Below are 18182 nucleotides of genomic sequence, written 5' to 3'. Positions count from 1 at the left end.
GATTTTTCATCTTTATAGATGATGAGCCTACTCAAAATGTATTTTCAATTCATAAGAGAGAAGTTCTTTAATCAACTTGAAGAACTTTTCCATGTACCACACATACACGATATATCGTAAAAAATCCTTTTTATTCAATCTAATATATTTTTATTTCATCATAGAAAAATGATTATAAATCAATAAACCGGGTTACTCCTACACGCTGATCAAATTCTGCCTGCTGTTCTGCAGAAAGCTTGGAACGCTGATAGCGTAATGAATATCCTCCTATCATTTCCCCATTCTGCTTTAAAATATACCAATCCAAAAGATCAGCCTCACTGAATTTCAGCCATTGTCCAATCTGAATCCATGTAAATTCTTCTGGCAATTCAAAAGGACGTGCAAAACAAAAGTGATCTTCAAAAAATGGCGTCATCAGCCAGATATTCGCACCCTCTTCGGCATCAAGGCTGACTGGAATATAAAATTTGACGCATGCAAAATCACCTTCAGATATTTTTCCTAAATTTTCTTTAAAAATATCCAATGATTCTCTGGCGATTTTTATCGTTGCCAAATATGCATCAGCTTCATGATCAATAAGCATAAATTGCGGTTCAAGTTCACTATTCATTCACCAATATCCTGATTTAAAAATATTTTATTCCACAATAAAAAAGGACTCCATCGAGTCCTTTTTTAATAGCTAAATTTTATAGTCCAGTCAGCAGTGCAATGGCTACTTCATTCATAATAATTTCAGCAATATACAAAGCCAAGAATGCCACAATTGGTGACAGATCAATCATGCCCATATTTGGCAAAATACGGCGAAATGGTGCCAATAAAGGTTCAGCCAGTTCTTGAATCACTTCAATATAAGGTGAACGGGACTGGGTAAACATCACTACCCAGCTTAAAATAATCGTGGCAAAAATCAAATAACGACAGAAGCGGATCAGGTCCTGAATCATGGTGACAAAGGTTAAAATCACCAGATGCACCGGACTGTTCGGCATGGCACCTGAAAGATACATCACCCCAAAAATTTTGAGTAAATATAAAATCACCACCAAGGCCAAGGCTGCCAAATTGACACGACCTTTTGCTACTGTGGGAAAAATACGGCCAAAAACATCAACAATTTTCGTCGCTTTCACTGTAGACATGACTACGGGATTATAAGCGTTCACCGCTGCAAGCTGCATAAGAAAACGGAAGAATACGAGCAAAATCGCTACGTTAATGATAATGCCAAAAATCAGCGCAGAGTTTGCACCCATACTGGAACTTTCCTAAATAAAAACGAGTTATTTGCTACTTTCACTTAGCTCTTGAGCAAGTTCTTGACTGCGCTTTTGCGCTGCAGCCAAAGCGGCCTGAATATTTTGAGAAATTTGTGCACGATCGAATACTTCGAGTGCAGCCTGAGTGGTACCATTTGGCGAAGTCACGTTTTTACGTAATTCAGCCGGCGTATTGGAACTGGTAATCGCCATTTGCGCAGCACCCAATGCTGTTTGCAGCGTCAATGCAGTCGCCACTTTTTCATCTAGACCCAGGTTTTTACCGGCACGAATCATGCTTTCCATCATATAGAAGAAATAAGCTGGACCCGAACCCGATACCGCAGTTACAGCATCAATCTGTGCTTCTGAATTGACCCAAAGGGTTAAACCGGTTGCAGCCAAAACCTGGCTTGCCAGTTCACGATCCTGTGCATTGACAGCATCAGTGGCATACAAGCCATGTGCTCCTGTTTGTACCAAAGCAGGAGTATTTGGCATCACACGCACAATACGATTGGTGTCCAGCAGATTGGCAATGGTCGAAATTTCAGCACCAGCCACAATCGACATCACCAGTTTACCTTCAAACAAACCTTTAAGCGGTTTTAATACGCCCGCCAATACTTGAGGCTTAACGGCAAAAAGTACGATATCCGCATCACGAATGGCAGCAATATTATCATCGGTCACATGCACATCTTTTTCAGCCAAAAAAAGACGGACTTTCTCTACCGGATCAGAAACTGTAATACGAGTTGCAGGCAAACCACGCGAAATCAAACCGCCAATTAAGGCTTGCGCCATATTACCGCCACCAATAAAACTAATATTACAATTTAAAGCTGCACTCATGAATCTTACTCGACTTAGAATTTTTTAACTAAGAGATCAACTTTGGTTGCCAACCACCGACTTCACAATATTCAGATTGAGCTAACCAAAACCCTTTTGGTGTAAAAACACCAAGCATAACATTATCTATGCTTAATATTTGAATTCTATGACGCTGCCAGGGAAAAATTTGTGCCTCTTGAATGGCTTTTTTTAAGGGCCAAGTCCCAACACGTCCATACAAATGGATTTTTTCGCCACCTTGACGCTGCTGCAACTGCAATTCTTTAGCCAATAAAGCTGCCGATAAACCCATTTCAGCAGTTTCAGTGACATATTGCCCGGAAAGCAGATCAGCTGTCTGGTTCAACTCCAACTGAATACTTGAGGAGAGTTGATCAGTCTGCTCTGGGTCGGGTAAATATTCTGCTGCACTCAAGCGAAATAAGGTCTGCTGATAGCGTACATAATAAAACTGGTTCCAGTGCAATGCCGCCTGCGCATCGAATTTGGAAGCAATCACCTCATGCAACAAACGTTCCACCATATCAAAACCTGGGCGATAAGTATCCTGCCCTTTCATCCATGCAGAAAGCAACTGTCTTTGACGCGCGTTTGATAATTGCGACAGTTTACTTAAATCCAGTTGCGTGACCGATCCACAAGCTCTTAAATCCTGTTGCAGTACTTCATGCAGAATTTCTTCGGCATCCTGCATTAAATAGGTCGTACGATTGATGGCCTGCTGCATTTGCGGATAGCGATTTTGCAGCACCGGCCACAATTCATACCGGCACCACGCCCGATCATAATAGGTATCCAAATTGGTGGGATCTTCAATATTTTGCACATTCAGCTGAGTAGCCCATTGGCAAATCTGCTCACGGGACAGATTGAGCAGCGGTCGCCAAATCGTCAATTGATCACGAACATCGAGCTGTTTCATGGCGGCCAGACCATGCACACCCGCACCGGAGAGCAGGCGCAACATTAAGGTTTCTGCCTGATCTTGCTGATGATGAGCTAAAACTAAAATATCATGGGGGGTTAGATGTTTGGCATAGGCCTGATAACGCGCTGTACGTGCCTGATGTTCTAAATTGCCTTGTTGCACATCAACCATTTCCACGATACATGGCACGTTTAGTGCTGCACATTGTTCAGACACAAATCTGCCCCAATCGGCACTCGTGCTTTGCAATTGGTGATCAATATAAATAACGCGAATTTTTTCAGGAGAGAATTCAGACATTAAATGCAGCAGCAGCATGGAATCCATGCCGCCACTGCATCCAATCAAAAAGGTACTTTCAGCAGGAAAGTCCTGGATTTGTTTTAAGACGCTAGACCTAAATTGTCGCTGCCAAACTTCATTAAACGCTGGTAACGTGCTTCGCATCTTTCGTTCGCATCCATTGATTGCAATTCTTCTAAAGCCTGTTGTAACACATCTTTAAGATTTTGCATCACTTGTTCAGGTTGCAAATGTGCGCCTTCACCTTCGTCTACAACATATTCAACAATACCGAGTTGTTGTAATTTCTCAGCAGTTAATGCCAAGGCTTCACTGGCTTGTTCGGCTTTCTCGGCGGTTTTCCATAAAATGGATGCACAACCTTCAGGTGAAATGACAGAATAAATACTGTGCGAAAGCATCACCACACGGTCAGCTACACCAATACCGAGTGCACCACCTGAACCACCTTCACCCAATACAGTTGCAATCACAGGAACTTTCAAGCTTGAAAGCTGTGCCAAACTGGTGGCAATCGCTTCAGCCTGACCACGTTCTTCCGCACCGACACCCGGATAAGCACCCATGGTGTCAATAAAAGTAAATACAGGCAGATTAAAACGCTCTGCCATGTCCAGTAAACGCTGTGACTTACGGTAGCCTTCAGGATTACTCATCCCGAAGTTGTGTTGCAATTTTTCTCGAGTGCTACGACCACGATGTTGCCCAACAATCATCACTGGCTGACCATTAAAACGTGCCAAGCCACCGATCATCGCACCATCGTCACCAAATAACCGATCTCCATGTAAAGCATCGAATTCAGTGAAAATTTCACCAACATAATCCAAAAATTGCGGACGTTCTGGATGACGCGCAATTTGAACCGTTGTCCATGCTTTAGATTGAGCAGCTTTATTTTTCATAGGTCGACCATTATCCCTAAATTAACAATACCTTGTTAACCAATCACTTGTTAATAGATAAATTGTTCCGACTGAATATTCAATTCAATATCCCAATGCTTAAACTGCACCTGTTCATCATGCAAGTCTGCTACAAGCAAAGGCCATTGTTTGGCATCGCCAGAAACGCTGAGTTGCCATTGTTGCTCATTGCTAACACTTAATTCAATGGCAGGAAGCATCTCATCGCTACGACTATGATTGAGTAAAACGGCTAAGCGAAGCAATAGACATAAGTACACAAGTTTGCTACCACCGACTTTCGCGACATCGACCCGTGCATCACCACGTAATTTGCGACGATGATGAGCGACCAAATGTGACAAATGGTTTTGATCAATTTGCGAGAACCCGGGAATATCGGAATGTTGCAATAAATAGGCCCCATGGCGATGGTAACCACTATGACTAATCGCCAGACCAATTTCATGCAAACATGCAGCACGGCGCAGTAAGTCACTGTCATCATTGGTTAAATTCAATGCTTCTGCCACACCATTAAACAGTTGCTGCGCGGTATTGACTACTCGTTCAGCCTGTTTGGTGTCGGCGTTATAACGTCCCATCAAGGCATGTACAGAACGGTCACGAACGTCTTCATGCTGGAAACGCCCCAACAAGTCGTACATCACACCTTCACGTAAAGCTCCGTCTGAATAAACCAGCTTGTCTAAACCTAGAACATCAAATACGGCATATAAAATGGCAATCCCAGCTGGCAAAACTGCTCGTCGGTCTTCTTTCAGACCATCAAATTCCATTTCAGTGACATGCTTATATTTAAGCAACTTGTCTTTCAGTTTTTCCAGACCTTCACGGGTGAGCTCTTCTTTTTCATTGCTCCAGCCCATATTCACGGTAATCTGACGGCAAGCTTTAATGGTACCGCTTGAACCCACCACCGTATCCCAGCCTGCTGCCTTATAGGTATTGGCAATGCCTGAAATTTCTTTGCGCGCTGCGGTTACCGCTTTATCAAAACTTTTCTGGTTAATTTCACCATCAATAAAATAGGCTTTGGTAAAGGCCACGCAGCCCATTTGCACCGATTCGGTATGAATTGGCTCAAACGCTTCACCAATAATCAGCTCTGTTGACCCGCCGCCGATATCAATTACCAAACGACGGCCACTGTTCGCCATGGTGTGGGAAACACCGAGATAAATCAGACGGGCTTCTTCACGACCGGCAATAATTTCAATCGGTTTAGGTAAAATTTCAGCCGCTTTTTGAATGAATTCATGACCATTTTTGGCTTGACGTAAGGCATTAGTCGCCACAATACGTAAACGGTTGGGCTGGACAGAACTCAAACGACCCACAAAACGCGCCAGACAAGCCAAGCCACGTTGCTGTGCTGCTTCGGTCAAATTTTTATTTTCATCCAAGCCAGCTGCCAACTGTACTTTTTCTGACATCGAAGCCACTTTTTTTACTTCGCCATGATCTACACGCGCAATAGCCAAGTGAAAGCTGTTCGACCCCATATCGATGGCAGCCAGTAACTCTTCATCAATCAAAAAATCAGACATTATTCAAACAAACCTATAAGAATTATGCTTAGAGTAATTCACAACCATGCAATTTAAAAGCCATTTATCAGCTCAAAAGAAGCAGTTTTTTAATCCTTTCCACAATCCGCCTTCTTTTATCCATCATTTTTCAGTAACTGCAACTTAATTCATAAAGCCAAAAGTCTGAACACGATTAATTGTAGGACACGATAATCAATATCGTGAGCATCAATTAGACAAACTGAATATAATGACTGAAAATTTACATATCCCCCTACATAGTTAAACGAGGCTATGTAATACTTATAGTTATAGAACTAACTTAAAATTTTATTTGGAGCATATCCATGTCTGGCAATATCGTAAACACAACTGATGCGAACTTCGAAGCTGACGTATTACAATCTGACGTACCTGTACTTGTCGATTTCTGGGCAGGCTGGTGTGCGCCATGTAAAGCGATTGCACCTGTATTAGAAGTATTGTCTACAGAATTTGAAGGCAAAGTAAAAGTTGTTAAAGTTGACGTAACTGCTTGTGAAGCGACTGCAGTAAACTACAATATTCGTAACATTCCTGCACTATTGATGTTTAAAAATGGTGAAGTTGTAGCACAACAAGTCGGTGCTGCACCAAAATCTAAATTGACTGCTTTTATTGAAGAAAACATCTAATTTAAAGCAGAATGATTGAATCTAATACGCTATCTCCAGATAGCGTATTTTTTTCGTCTATAAATTGACAAAAGCTTGATTAGCTCTTATATTGCATGTTCAAGGAATAAAGGATTTTTAATCCGCCATTTTCTTACAAGACACAACACATAAGATCGCCGCTCGGCAACAGAAATTGTTTTTACACTTTTCTCTTCGAAACAATGTATCAGACCTCTGAATTGTTATTGTGCAAATACAATTGCGTTACTTTTATTGCGTGTAAGCGGCTCAATGTTGCTCCCTTTTCTCATCTATATCCCAGAATTTTGATTCTATCTGACCCCCTATGAATTTAACTGAACTCAAGAAAAAACCGATTGGCGAACTCATCAAGATTGCCGAGTTTATGGGCCTAGAAGGAATGGCTCGTAACCGCAAGCAAGACATCATTTTTGCCATCTTAAAACGCCATGCAATGAATGGCGAAGAGATTTTTGGTGATGGTGTTCTGGAAATTCTGTCTGATGGTTTTGGTTTCCTCCGCTCTGCAGCAGGTTCTTATCTTGCAGGCCCGGATGACATTTATGTCAGCCCATCACAAATTCGTCGTTTCAACTTACGCACTGGTGATACCATTACCGGCACAATTCGCCCACCTAAAGAAGGCGAACGCTATTTTGCACTTTTAAAAGTTAATCAAATTAACTACGACACGCCTGAAAACTCACGCAACAAAATCTTGTTTGAAAACTTGACCCCATTGTTCCCGACTGAACAATTAGTGATGGAACTTGGTAACGGTACCACTGAAGATTTAACTGCACGTGTTGTGGACTTGGTGGCTCCGATTGGTAAAGGTCAACGTTCAATTATTGTTGCACCACCTAAAGCCGGTAAAACCATGTTGTTACAAAACATCGCGCAATCGATTGTACGTAACAATCCTGAATGTTTCCTCATTGTGCTTCTGATTGATGAACGTCCAGAAGAAGTCACTGAAATGGAACGTACCGTTCGTGGTGAAGTGATTGCCTCAACCTTCGATGAATCTCCTGCTCGTCACGTACAAGTAGCTGAAATGGTAATTGAAAAAGCCAAACGTCTGGTTGAACACAAAAAAGACGTGGTCATTCTGCTTGACTCGATTACCCGTCTGGCACGTGCTTACAACACGGTGATTCCTTCTTCAGGTAAGGTGTTAACCGGTGGTGTGGATGCACACGCATTAGAGCGTCCAAAACGTTTCTTTGGTGCTGCCCGTAATATTGAAGAAGGTGGTTCACTCACCATTATCTCTACTGCATTGATTGAGACAGGCAGTAAGATGGATGAAGTGATCTATGAAGAATTCAAGGGTACCGGTAACCAGGAAATCACACTGGATCGTCGTATTGCCGAAAAACGTGTATTCCCTGCCATGAACATCAAGAAATCGGGTACACGTCGTGAAGAACGTCTGATGTCTGAAGATAACTTACGTAAAGTATGGATTTTACGTAAATTACTACATACTCAAGATGAACTTGCAGCAATGGAATTCTTGCTTGATCGTATGAAAGAAACCAAAACCAATGATGATTTCTTCGATCAAATGAAGCGTAAAGCAACCAACTAAATTGTTTTATTCTGAAATCATTCTCTAAAAGGCTATCCATAACGATAGCCTTTTTATTTGGTTGACTTTCTTTACATAAAGCTACAATTGAGCTTTTTATATGTAAACTTTTATTCAAGTTTATGATTATTAAAAATTTCAAATCTAAAAAACCATAGTTTTTAGCAAGTTATTTAGTACTTATCCAATATAAACCTTTTAATTGATTGTTATTTTCTGTTAAAAAAATGCACAATTTTTATCTTTTTTTGCATTTTTTGACTGTAACCTAGTAGCAATTCAAAATGCGCAGTGATAGCATATTTGCAGACCAGTTAGACTGCCTCTGCATTGTTACTGCCTAAAGATATTAGGAAGAATAAAAGCACTCAACAGGCTAACATAGGTTTTTTTTAATCTCATATTTTAGAGAGTGATGCCATGTTATTCAAAAAAATCGCTATTGCTGCTGCAGTTGCTACTACTTTAGCTTTCGTTGGTTGTGCTAAAAAAACTGAAGAAGCTCCTGCTGCTGACGCTGCTGCTTCTCAAGCTGTAGCTGCTGCTTCTGAAGCTGAAGCTGCTGCTTCTGCTGCTACTGTTGAAGCTTCTGCTGCTGTAGCTGCTTCTGATGCTGCTCCTGAAGCTGCTGCTTCTGAAGCTGCTGCATCTGCTGCTAAATAATCTAACCGATTATTCAGTAAAAAAGAGAGCCTTTGGCTCTCTTTTTTTATGGCTAAAATAAATATCATTAAAAACAAGTCACAGTCACTCAATTAATTTGAATCACGTTTTAGTATTCTTACTTTTAGATATCCAAATTACCCAGTAGTGCTATATAAAAAATTCAAGAATAAAAAAAGCAGATCAATCGATCTGCTCATTTCCTACGCGCTGGCGGAATTTCTGCCCTGCACGGAAGGTCACTACACGGCGTGCAGAAATTGGAATTTCTTCACCCGTTTTCGGATTTCGACCTGGACGTTGACGTTTATCACGCAACTCGAAGTTACCGAAACCTGAAAGTTTGACTTGCTCGCCTGAGATTAGCGCTTGGCTAATCTCATCAAAGAACAACTCGACCATTTGTTTAGCTTCACGACGGTTTAAACTCGTGAGCTCACTTAAATGATCAGCCATTTCTGCTTTTGTTAATGCTGTCATGAAGCCCTCAATGTCGCCTGATAAGTGTTTTGCAACACTTCGATTATTTGATCCATACCAGATTTAATTTCAGCGTCTTCAAGTGTACGTGATGGATGTTGCCATAACAGTGCAAATGCCAACGAGCGTTTACCTGTTTCCACACCTTGTCCAGTGTACACATCGAATAACCAAGTCGAGTCTAACAACTCTCCACCCGTTTGTCCGATAAGTTGCTGAATTTCACTAACATTAATCTTATCATTAATTAAAAGCGCAATATCACGTCTAACCGATGGAAAACGTGATAATTCTGTAAAATTAGATACATAAGTTTGCAAAACAGCCTGTTGATCAAGTTCTGCGACCCAAGTCATGCCCAAATCCAGCTCATCTTCCAGAGATGGATGTAAACGACCAAGGTAACCTACTGATTTTCCATCTACTAAAATTTCAGCAGATTGACCAGGATGCAACCAAGAACGCTCTGAACGCACATACTCAACTTTCACTCGTCCGGCAGCCAGAATCTCTTCCACTTCACCTTTCAGGTCAAAGAAATCCATCGGCTGGGCCTTGCCATGCCAAGATTCGGCTGTTTTAGCACCCACTGCAATTAAAGCCAAAGTCGGGATTTGTTTGAGGTCATGAATACTTTGTGCATCCTGATAATCAAAACGTAAACCCAGCTCAAAGAAACGCACACGGTTTTGCTGACGGTTAATATTGTATTGCACACATGGAATCAGACTAGATAACAGTGTTGAACGCATGGCTGCCAATTCGCTTGAAATCGGATTGGCCAACATTAATGGATTTACCGCAGGGTTCAACTGCTTTTCAAGTTTGGCATCAGCAAAGCTAAAGCTGATCGCTTCCTGATAGCCTAAAGTCACCAAGGTTTGACGAAGCTGAGGCAATTCAAACTGGTCCTGATGTTTTGCTAGTTTCACATCAATTACCGGCAAGCTGATTTGAATGTTGTCATAGCCGTGAATACGGGCAACTTCTTCAATCAAATCTTGGTAAATCGCCATATCGTAACGATGTGAAGGAGGAACAACCGTCCACTCGCCTTGCGCTTTTACAGTGACTACACAACCCAGACGTTGCAAGGCATCGGTAATAAAGTCACTTTCAACGCTATAGCCAAGCAATTGATCCACTTGAGCCTGGTTCAATTCAATCGCTTCACGTGTAGGTAGCAATTCTGCTTTTTCTGCAACCGTGATTGGACCAAACTCACCACCTGCCAATTCAGCAATCAGCTGTGATGCACGATGCATGGCAATCATTGGTAATTCAAAATCTACGCCACGTTCATAACGCTGAGACGCATCGGTATGTAAACCATAACGGCGTGCACGGCCTGCAATGTGCAGCGGTGCGAAGAAAGCTGATTCGAGGAAGATTTCAGTGGTTTCATCAGTGACTGATGAAGACAAGCCACCCATGATTCCTGCAATTGCCAAGGCTTTTGCATCATCTGCAATCACCATGACATCTTCAGTCAATTCAACTTCCTGTTCGTTTAACAGCACCAGTTTTTCAGCTGCCGTGGCTTGACGTACATGCACTGAACCTTGAACCTTGCCACCATCAAAGGCATGTAGAGGCTGACCCAGTTCAATCAGTACATAGTTGGTAATATCGACCAGAATGCTGTGCTGGCGAATACCTGAACGAGCAAGTGCACGTTCCATCCATACCGGTGTCGCTGCTTTGGTATTGACGTTTTTAATGACACGACCTAAATAACGTGGGCAGCCAGCTGTATCAACGACAACTTTTTTCTCATCCGCGATGGTTGCAGCAACGTCCTTAATTTCAGGAGCAGTAACAGGCAATTGGTTGATCACCCCAATTTCACGGGCAATACCACAAATACTGAAACAGTCACCACGGTTCGGGGTAATACTGATATCAATCACATGATCATCAAGTTCCAGGTATTCACGAATGTTCATACCGACAGGCGCATCACTTGGTAGTTCTAACAAACCATCAATCTTATCTTCAAGGTCAATTTCAGATGCACCGCAAAGCATGCCTTGAGATTCAACACCGCGAAGTTTGCCTTTCTTGATTTTGAAATCACCCGGTAAAACTGCACCAATGGTGGCTACAGGCGCTTTCATTCCAGCACGTACATTTGGCGCACCACAAACGATTTGCAAAGGTTCGCCTGAACCTATGTTGACTGTAGTCACACGTAAACGGTCAGCATCTGGATGTTGAACCACTGTCAACACCTCACCCACAACAACACCCGTAAAAGCTTTTGCTGCTGGGGCCAGTTCATCGACTTCTAGACCGAGCATAGTCAGCTGGTCAGATAAAGTATCGCTGTCAATGGCTGGGTTAACCCATGTGCGCAGCCAATTTTCGCTAATTTTCATACATTCATTTTCCTTAATCTCCCCTAGCCCCTCTTTAAAAAAGAGGGGGAATCCATGCAACTTTTCTAGTCATGGAAGTCCCCCCTTCTTGCGTAGGTTTTAAAAGCAGTGCTTTAAAACCCACTCAGGGGGATTTAGGGGGATTGTTTTAAATCCAAAAATTTAATTCGGTTTTAACCAGTCCATTTCATATGGAGAGGCTATCAATTCTTTTAAGCAAACTGGCGTAAGAAACGCACATCATTCTGGTAGAACATACGCAAGTCATTGATGCCATAACGCAGCATAGCAAAACGTTCTACACCTAAACCAAAAGCAAAACCTTTGTATTTTTCAGGATCAATGCCCGCAGCTTGTAATACGTTTGGATGCACCATACCGCAACCCAGAACTTCTAACCAGCGGCCACGTTCATCCATAATATCCACTTCCGCACTTGGCTCTGTGAACGGGAAGTACGATGGACGGAAACGGACGGTCAAATCCTTTTCAAAGAATTCGTTCAGCAAGTTCACCAACAAACCTTTCAGTTCTGCGAAGCTGGTATTTTCAGCGACGTACAAGCCTTCAATTTGATGGAACATCGGTGAATGGGTTTGATCCGAGTCACAGCGGTACACACGGCCCGGGCAGACAATACGAATTGGTGGCTGATTCTTTTCCATAGTACGCACTTGCACACCTGAAGTATGGGTACGCAGCAAATGGTTGGCATCAAAATAGAAAGTGTCGTGCATGGCACGTGCCGGGTGATGACCCGGAATATTTAATGCTTCAAAGTTGTGATAGTCATCTTCAACTTCAGGGCCTGTCGCAACAGTAAAACCCGCTTTAGTAAAGAATTGGCAAATACGTTCTTGCACTTGAGTCACAGGGTGGATACTACCCACACTTTGACCGCGACCCGGCAAGGTAATGTCGATTGTTTCGCTGGCAAGCTTTTGTTCTAATGCCGCTTTTTGTAATTCAGCTTGGCGAGCAGTCAGTGCGCCTGTAATCGATTCACGAACGGCATGAATTTGGGCACCAAAAACCTTACGTTCTTCTGGGTCCATTTTACCGAGTGACTTCGATTGTTCCGCGAGCTGGCTTTTTTTCCCTGTAAATTGCACTCGAACTTGATCGAGTGTAGCAAGGTCCTCTGCTGCTGCAATCGCAGCGAGCGCTTCAGTGGTCAGGGCTTCCAGTGACATAGTAACTCTCAAAGCAACAATTTAAAAATATAATAAAACCCCATATTCTAACAGTTTTTGAACGTATTGATGAAGTTCCCTGTCAAGGAAAAATTAGATTAGCATCCAGATTTATAAAAAGTATAAGATAAAGCCAATATTTATGAGATCAATAACAATGGCGCTCGATCAAATTTGGAAACAACAATTAACTTTGGTGACCTATGGCAATGAATATCTCACCCAGAATTTAAGCTTTACTCATTGGGTACAACATTCCATTTTTAACCAGCATAATTTACGTTTCCGTGATCTGCTGTCACAGCATTTACTGGCACAACATTTTCAAATCTGGCTCGAAGGTTTAAAAAGACAAGGGACTCAGCGCATCAGCCTGCATAGTTCCAGCCTGTTAAATGATGAACAAAACCCAAATGCCAATGTCGAGCTGCTCGCTATTCCGCATTTTATTGTCAGTCATGAACACAATAAAAAGACCGCCTGGATTTTTGGTAAAGAGTTGGCCGAATGGTATAGCGCCGACAATGACTATGAAGTGCCCAAGCCGCAGCAGGAACAATGCCGTCAGGAAACTTTCTGGCGTTTCGAGCTGAATTCAAAACTGGTCAAACGCATTGATGCCGATTTACAGCAGCCCAATTGGGATGACATTGAGGTCTATACCAATAACGAATTATTTGACAGCAAGTTTGCTCAAGGCTTTATCGAGCCGACCAATCGCGATTATCCATATTATGGAATGCCACAAACAGCAACAGAAAATGCCGATGGTTCTGCCTTGGCCGAAAGTAAATATTTGCCTTTACTACCTAGTGAATATCAGGCGGATTATGCACATATCACCCTGCATCGTTTAGAAGCGTTATCTGCTTATATTGAGCAAAAACAGCAGCATCCTTACCATGCAGATGGCTGTGAACTGAACGCTGAAGAACGTCTGAATTTACGTCATTTTTCGCAAAAACTGGATGATCTCACGGCAAAATTTATTGTGAAAGCAGCCAACCATTATCAGTCAGCACGACTGACCAAAGTTGAAGTTGCCAATCCTCTCGATGGTGCACATCCGGCCCCTCAGACCACACAACCCTTAAAATCTAATAAAGCCCACATTTCACACAAAGTGGGCGCATCTGGAGTGATGAAACTGATTTTACTGACTATTGTGATTTGTGTACTGGCTTATTATTTCGGACTTTAAGTTTTATAAGGTTTCTAAAATAAGGATGATCCCGATCACATCGAACCAAGTTCATCCTTATTCATCTTTTTTGATGTTTATACTGATTGCGCAGTTTCTACTTTAGGCTTTTTCAGTGCCAGCTTTTTCAACACTTCTGCCACCGCGACCATGGCGAAACTTGAGGTCACCACTACTGCTGAGCCATAACCTCCACAGCGCAGGCCGGCACTGGCACACACCTCCGCCCCCGAGAATGGATTATCAATGGAATACACACAGGTGATGCCAAATTTTTCTTTGGGCTTTTTACAAATACCTTTGGCACGCAACTGACTGCGCAATTTGGCTAACATCGGGTCTTGTTCGGTTTTAGACAAATCGGCAACCCGGATTTTTAAAGGATCGAGCTTGCCCCCAGCCCCACCCGATACAATCAAAGGAAGTTTATTAAAACGGCAATGCAGCATTAAAGCCAGTTTGGCTTTGACATCATCAATACAATCTAGAACGACATCAGGGGCATTTTCTAACAGTTTTTTGACATTTTCTGGCGTTAAATAATCATCCACCACATTAATCTTCATGCGTGGATTAATCGACTGACAGCGCTCGGCCATCACTTCAATTTTTTCCCGCCCCAAGGTCGAGCTCATGGCCGGTAATTGACGGTTAATATTCGATGCAGCCACCACATCCATATCCACCAAAGTCAGTTCACCAATACCGGTTCGTGCCAGTGCTTCGACCGCCCAGGAACCGACACCGCCAATCCCGATCACCATCACATGGCTGTGTTCATACTGACGGAAAGCCTCATCTCCATAAATTTTTTCCACACCGGCAAAACGGCGTTCATATTCATCATCTTCAGGAAGATCAGTCATTCGTCATCTAACATCTAAAAAACACTGGCGCATTTTATCAAATTCCATCCCAATTCGATAATCTATATCTTGAGCAGGATGATACAGTTGCACTGAAGTCAAAAAATGCCACATAAAAAAAGAGGCCTAAGCCTCTTTTTCGTGTTGCATAAAACCATTAGTCTTTATTCATAATAAAGAAATATTCACGGTAGTATTTCAACTCTGCGATTGAATCACGAATATCATCCATAGCTAAATGTGAAGCGTTCTTTTTCAAGCCACCCATAATTTCAGGACGCCAGCGTTTTGCCAATTCTTTCACTGAAGATACATCCAAATTACGGTAGTGGAAGTACTGTTCCATTTCCGGCATTAAACGATGTAAGAAACGACGGTCTTGGCAAATAGAGTTACCACACATTGGCGATGATTTTGGATTGACCCATTTTTTCAGGAATTCCAGCGTTTGCTGTTCAGCATCTTGTGCGGTGAGTTTACTACGGCGTACGCGTTCGATCAGACCCGATTGTCCGTGTTGACGGGTATTCCATTCATCCATCGCATTCAGTACACGATCTGATTGGTGAACAGCAAGCACCGGTCCTTCCGCCAGAATATTCAGGTTATCATCCGTCACAATAGTTGCAACTTCAATAATTTGGTCGTTATCTGTATCTAGACCTGTCATTTCAAGGTCAATCCAAATCAGGCGGGTATCAGGAGTGCTGCTCATAAATGTGCAATCTTATTAGGCTTAAAAACCACTATAGTAGCAAATTTATTGCGTCGATGCTGTAACTCCTACCCCGCTTCATGCTATTTTTGCCATTCTTAGTTCATGGTTTTTTTAGGATATGAATGGCTTTAATTCGTAAACGTCGTTTAACTGAACAGCAGCAACGTCGCATTCAGAAACAACATCAAACACGTCAAGAAGAACCTGACACTTCAAATGATCTGGAAGGCTTGGTGGTACAGCACTATGGCCGTCAACTTGAAGTTCAAGCCCTATCTGCGCCCGAAAAGCATCCGACCAAACCTGAAGTTGCAGCAGGTGAACCTGAACCTTTTTGGAAACCGATCGAAATCGGCAGCGTCTGGCGCTGTCATACCCGCACCAATCTGGAAGCGCTAGTTACAGGCGACCGGGTGAAATGGCAGGCGGATCCCAATACCGGTCTGGGCATCATTACCGCCATTCATCCACGTCAATCACTCCTGACCCGTCCTGACCGTTACCACAAGGTCAAACCGGTTGCCGCCAATGTCAGCCTGATTGTGATTGTTTTTGCCTCTTTTCCGGAAGTTGCACCAAGCCTCATCGACCGTTATATCGTGGCTTGTGCAGATGCAGACATTCCTGCGCTGCTGGTCCTGAATAAAGCCGATTTACTGCAAGAAAATGACCCGATTTTAGACCTGGTCAATGAATATCAGACCTTGGGTTATGAAGTGATGCAAACTCAATCTGATGGTGATTTAACTGAACTAGCGAAACGTTTAGCCGGTGAAACGGTGGCCTTTGTCGGTCAATCTGGAGTTGGGAAAAGCTCGCTGATTAATGCTATGGTTCCTGATGCCGCGCAAAAAACCAATGTGATTTCGGAAAACTCGGCACTGGGTCAGCACACCACCACCTCGACCCGCTTAATCGCATTTGGCGAAGGGGCGGCCCTGATTGACTCGCCAGGAATCCGTGAATTCGGTTTATGGCATCTAGATCTAGACAAAGTGCAACACGGTTTTCCTGAAATCGAAAATCTGCTTGGTCATTGCCAGTTCCGTAACTGTACCCATAAGCATGAAAAGCAATGTGCCCTGCGTCAAGCCGTAGAATCTGGTGAAATTTTGCAACGCCGTTTGGACAGTTATTTACGCTTAATTGACGAAATTACTGAAGCACAGCAAAAAAATTAATTTTTCTTAACCCTTAGCCCTTGAAGCAGCGATTTTGATCGCCATATTTATGAGCTATACTCTACGCAATTTTGAATTGTAATTAGGTGACTTGTGGAACGTTGGTTCGAATTTATGGGGAATCACCCCTTCTTGTTTGGAACTCTTGGGGTGCTGATTGTGTTGTTCTTTATTTTAGAAGGACAACGCAATGGTCGTAAAATTTCACCACAATCTTTAGGCATTCTAGTGAAAGCTAAAAATGCCATGCTGATTGATTTGCGTGATGCCAAAGATTTCCGTGAAGGCCATATCAGCGGTAGCCGTAATATTCCCTATAGCCAAATTACCAGTCATATTGAAGAGTTAAAATCTGCAGATCGTCCACTTGTATTTATTTGCAATTTGGGTCAAATCGCAGGTACTGCTTTACAACAGGTCGGTCATGCTGACAGCTACCGTTTAGATGGCGGCATCAACAACTGGAAAGTCCAAGGCTTACCACTGATTAAAAGCAAATAAAAACGCACGGAGATTTTGAATGGCTGAAGTAATTATTTATTCCACCACCGTATGCCCTTACTGCATTCGCGCAAAACAACTTCTTGAGCGTAAAGGCGTGGCTTATAAAGAAATTAATTTATCTAATGAAGCGCCTGAAGTACGTGTTGAACTGATGCAACGCACCAATCACCGTACTGTTCCACAAATTTTTATTAACGACCAATTTATTGGTGGTTTTGACCAACTTTATGCTTTAGAGCGTGAAGGAAAATTAAACGAATTATTGGCTTAAACTGATTAAGCCACCTCTTCATATTAAGGATTAAAGAATGAGTGAACAACAAGCTCAACCACAATTAGCACTAGAACGTATTTATACTAAAGATATTTCTTTTGAAGTACCTGGGGCTCAAGTCTTCACCAAGGAATGGCAGCCTGAACTCAATATCAACCTGTCATCTTCTGCAGAAAAAATTGATGCAACGCATTATGAAGTATCATTACAAGTCGTGGTTCAAGCGAACAACGCGGGTGATACTGCATTTATCGTCGATGTAACTCAAGCCGGTATTTTCTTGATCGATAGCGTTGAAGAAGAACGTCTTCCGTATATTTTGGGTGCTTACTGTCCGAATATCCTGTTCCCATTCTTACGCGAAGCTGTAAATGATATGGTTACTAAAGGCAGCTTCCCGCAATTGCTTCTTACGCCAATCAACTTCGATGCTGAATTTGAAGCAAACATGCAACGTGCTCAAGCCGCTGCTGCTGAAGGTCAGGCTTAATCGCTTAACTTTCAATGCTTAGATTCTCAAATGAAGTGCAACAGAGATTAAATTATTGGAAGGAAGCAAGATGAGCTAGCATTTTGCTTCCGACCGACCAAAGTCAAAGTTGCATCATGAACTATACTCATCTCACTCTAGAAGA

General features: G+C 42.5%; 19 protein-coding genes. 8 read left to right on the top strand and 11 right to left on the bottom strand.

What is annotated here, in order from left to right; genetic code table 11:
- Positions 1–172: 172 nt before the first annotated feature.
- The 6 genes from FB6_RS02930 to ppx all read right to left on the bottom strand — a co-directional run bounded on the left by FB6_RS02930 (position 173) and on the right by ppx (position 5836).
- On the bottom strand, positions 173–619 hold the full coding sequence (locus tag FB6_RS02930; RefSeq protein WP_174558564.1) for a DUF2314 domain-containing protein: 447 nt from the start codon (positions 617–619) through the stop codon (positions 173–175).
- Between the two features lie 79 nt (positions 620–698).
- A complete protein-coding gene (locus FB6_RS02925; protein ID WP_174558563.1) occupies positions 699–1268 on the bottom strand; it encodes a YggT family protein in 570 nt (189 codons plus the stop codon).
- A gap of 27 nt (positions 1269–1295) precedes the next feature.
- The gene (proC, locus tag FB6_RS02920; protein WP_174558562.1) at positions 1296–2126 is read right to left on the bottom strand and encodes a pyrroline-5-carboxylate reductase; all 831 of its coding nucleotides are present in this window, start codon (positions 2124–2126) and stop codon (positions 1296–1298) included.
- Between the two features lie 28 nt (positions 2127–2154).
- Positions 2155–3504: a tRNA lysidine(34) synthetase TilS gene (gene tilS, locus FB6_RS02915; RefSeq protein ID WP_174558561.1), complete on the bottom strand. Its 1350-nt coding sequence runs from the start codon at positions 3502–3504 to the stop codon at positions 2155–2157.
- On the bottom strand, positions 3441–4265 hold the full coding sequence (locus FB6_RS02910) for an acetyl-CoA carboxylase carboxyltransferase subunit alpha (RefSeq protein ID WP_174558560.1): 825 nt from the start codon (positions 4263–4265) through the stop codon (positions 3441–3443). The genes tilS and FB6_RS02910 overlap by 64 nt, the downstream gene beginning before the upstream one ends.
- 50 nt (positions 4266–4315) lie before the next feature.
- Complete coding sequence (gene ppx / locus FB6_RS02905; RefSeq protein WP_174558559.1) at positions 4316–5836, bottom strand: exopolyphosphatase; 1521 nt, start codon at positions 5834–5836, stop codon at positions 4316–4318.
- 329 nt (positions 5837–6165) lie between these two features.
- On the opposite strand from ppx, the gene trxA reads away from it, so the two are divergent.
- From trxA to FB6_RS02890, 3 genes are all read left to right on the top strand, one after another.
- Positions 6166–6492: a thioredoxin gene (gene trxA / locus FB6_RS02900; protein WP_086175779.1), complete on the top strand. Its 327-nt coding sequence runs from the start codon at positions 6166–6168 to the stop codon at positions 6490–6492.
- Between the two features lie 328 nt (positions 6493–6820).
- Positions 6821–8089, top strand: coding sequence for a transcription termination factor Rho (rho, locus tag FB6_RS02895; RefSeq protein ID WP_005007569.1), 1269 nt, complete (start codon positions 6821–6823; stop codon positions 8087–8089).
- A gap of 420 nt (positions 8090–8509) precedes the next feature.
- The gene (locus tag FB6_RS02890) at positions 8510–8752 is read left to right on the top strand and encodes a hypothetical protein (RefSeq protein WP_174558558.1); all 243 of its coding nucleotides are present in this window, start codon (positions 8510–8512) and stop codon (positions 8750–8752) included.
- Between the two features lie 183 nt (positions 8753–8935).
- Here FB6_RS02890 and FB6_RS02885 read toward each other — a convergent pair whose 3' ends face one another.
- The 3 genes from FB6_RS02885 to pheS all read right to left on the bottom strand — a co-directional run bounded on the left by FB6_RS02885 (position 8936) and on the right by pheS (position 12803).
- A complete protein-coding gene (locus FB6_RS02885; RefSeq protein WP_004649746.1) occupies positions 8936–9232 on the bottom strand; it encodes an integration host factor subunit alpha in 297 nt (98 codons plus the stop codon).
- On the bottom strand, positions 9229–11610 hold the full coding sequence (gene pheT, locus FB6_RS02880; protein ID WP_174558557.1) for a phenylalanine--tRNA ligase subunit beta: 2382 nt from the start codon (positions 11608–11610) through the stop codon (positions 9229–9231). Before pheT ends, FB6_RS02885 begins: the two co-directional genes overlap by 4 nt.
- A 212-nt stretch (positions 11611–11822) precedes the next feature.
- On the bottom strand, positions 11823–12803 hold the full coding sequence (pheS, locus tag FB6_RS02875; RefSeq protein ID WP_174558556.1) for a phenylalanine--tRNA ligase subunit alpha: 981 nt from the start codon (positions 12801–12803) through the stop codon (positions 11823–11825).
- A 157-nt stretch (positions 12804–12960) separates the two neighbouring features.
- Here pheS and FB6_RS02870 point away from each other — a divergent pair, with 157 nt between their 5' ends.
- Positions 12961–14004: a hypothetical protein gene (locus FB6_RS02870; protein WP_174558555.1), complete on the top strand. Its 1044-nt coding sequence runs from the start codon at positions 12961–12963 to the stop codon at positions 14002–14004.
- A 77-nt stretch (positions 14005–14081) separates the two neighbouring features.
- Here the strand turns inward: FB6_RS02870 and FB6_RS02865 are convergent, their stop codons facing one another.
- Positions 14082–14870 (bottom strand): tRNA threonylcarbamoyladenosine dehydratase, encoded by a 789-nt coding sequence (locus tag FB6_RS02865; protein WP_174558554.1) that lies wholly within the window; start codon positions 14868–14870, stop codon positions 14082–14084.
- A gap of 157 nt (positions 14871–15027) precedes the next feature.
- Positions 15028–15585, bottom strand: coding sequence for an oligoribonuclease (gene orn / locus FB6_RS02860; RefSeq protein ID WP_067763591.1), 558 nt, complete (start codon positions 15583–15585; stop codon positions 15028–15030).
- 125 nt (positions 15586–15710) lie between these two features.
- Here orn and rsgA point away from each other — a divergent pair, with 125 nt between their 5' ends.
- The 4 genes from rsgA to secB all read left to right on the top strand — a co-directional run bounded on the left by rsgA (position 15711) and on the right by secB (position 18037).
- Positions 15711–16769 carry a small ribosomal subunit biogenesis GTPase RsgA gene (gene rsgA / locus FB6_RS02855; RefSeq protein WP_174558553.1) on the top strand — a complete coding sequence of 353 codons (1059 nt, stop codon included), beginning with the start codon at positions 15711–15713 and terminating at the stop codon, positions 16767–16769.
- Positions 16770–16862: 93 nt separating this feature from the next.
- Positions 16863–17270: a rhodanese-like domain-containing protein gene (locus FB6_RS02850; RefSeq protein WP_174558552.1), complete on the top strand. Its 408-nt coding sequence runs from the start codon at positions 16863–16865 to the stop codon at positions 17268–17270.
- Between the two features lie 19 nt (positions 17271–17289).
- Positions 17290–17544, top strand: coding sequence for a glutaredoxin 3 (gene grxC, locus FB6_RS02845; RefSeq protein ID WP_086197473.1), 255 nt, complete (start codon positions 17290–17292; stop codon positions 17542–17544).
- Between the two features lie 37 nt (positions 17545–17581).
- Positions 17582–18037, top strand: coding sequence for a protein-export chaperone SecB (secB, locus tag FB6_RS02840; protein WP_174558551.1), 456 nt, complete (start codon positions 17582–17584; stop codon positions 18035–18037).
- The last annotated feature ends 145 nt before the right edge of the window (positions 18038–18182 follow it).

This window comes from Acinetobacter bouvetii, from assembly GCF_902753875.1.
Classification (GTDB): Bacteria; Pseudomonadota; Gammaproteobacteria; order Pseudomonadales; family Moraxellaceae; genus Acinetobacter; species Acinetobacter bouvetii_A.
This window is presented reverse-complemented; position numbering and strand designations above follow the sequence as displayed.

What these genes read in the sequence shown, in the direction of transcription:
- FB6_RS02930 (WP_174558564.1), bottom strand. Translation starts at nt 619, where the DNA reads ATGAATAGTGAACTTGAACCGCAATTTATGCTTATTGATCATGAAGCT.
- FB6_RS02925 (WP_174558563.1), bottom strand. Translation starts at nt 1,268, where the DNA reads ATGGGTGCAAACTCTGCGCTGATTTTTGGCATTATCATTAACGTAGCG.
- proC (WP_174558562.1), bottom strand. Translation starts at nt 2,126, where the DNA reads ATGAGTGCAGCTTTAAATTGTAATATTAGTTTTATTGGTGGCGGTAAT.
- tilS (WP_174558561.1), bottom strand. Translation starts at nt 3,504, where the DNA reads ATGCGAAGCACGTTACCAGCGTTTAATGAAGTTTGGCAGCGACAATTT.
- FB6_RS02910 (WP_174558560.1), bottom strand. Translation starts at nt 4,265, where the DNA reads ATGAAAAATAAAGCTGCTCAATCTAAAGCATGGACAACGGTTCAAATT.
- ppx (WP_174558559.1), bottom strand. Translation starts at nt 5,836, where the DNA reads ATGTCTGATTTTTTGATTGATGAAGAGTTACTGGCTGCCATCGATATG.
- trxA (WP_086175779.1), top strand. Translation starts at nt 6,166, where the DNA reads ATGTCTGGCAATATCGTAAACACAACTGATGCGAACTTCGAAGCTGAC.
- rho (WP_005007569.1), top strand. Translation starts at nt 6,821, where the DNA reads ATGAATTTAACTGAACTCAAGAAAAAACCGATTGGCGAACTCATCAAG.
- FB6_RS02890 (WP_174558558.1), top strand. Translation starts at nt 8,510, where the DNA reads ATGTTATTCAAAAAAATCGCTATTGCTGCTGCAGTTGCTACTACTTTA.
- FB6_RS02885 (WP_004649746.1), bottom strand. Translation starts at nt 9,232, where the DNA reads ATGACAGCATTAACAAAAGCAGAAATGGCTGATCATTTAAGTGAGCTC.
- pheT (WP_174558557.1), bottom strand. Translation starts at nt 11,610, where the DNA reads ATGAAAATTAGCGAAAATTGGCTGCGCACATGGGTTAACCCAGCCATT.
- pheS (WP_174558556.1), bottom strand. Translation starts at nt 12,803, where the DNA reads ATGTCACTGGAAGCCCTGACCACTGAAGCGCTCGCTGCGATTGCAGCA.
- FB6_RS02870 (WP_174558555.1), top strand. Translation starts at nt 12,961, where the DNA reads ATGGCGCTCGATCAAATTTGGAAACAACAATTAACTTTGGTGACCTAT.
- FB6_RS02865 (WP_174558554.1), bottom strand. Translation starts at nt 14,870, where the DNA reads ATGACTGATCTTCCTGAAGATGATGAATATGAACGCCGTTTTGCCGGT.
- orn (WP_067763591.1), bottom strand. Translation starts at nt 15,585, where the DNA reads ATGAGCAGCACTCCTGATACCCGCCTGATTTGGATTGACCTTGAAATG.
- rsgA (WP_174558553.1), top strand. Translation starts at nt 15,711, where the DNA reads ATGGCTTTAATTCGTAAACGTCGTTTAACTGAACAGCAGCAACGTCGC.
- grxC (WP_086197473.1), top strand. Translation starts at nt 17,290, where the DNA reads ATGGCTGAAGTAATTATTTATTCCACCACCGTATGCCCTTACTGCATT.
- secB (WP_174558551.1), top strand. Translation starts at nt 17,582, where the DNA reads ATGAGTGAACAACAAGCTCAACCACAATTAGCACTAGAACGTATTTAT.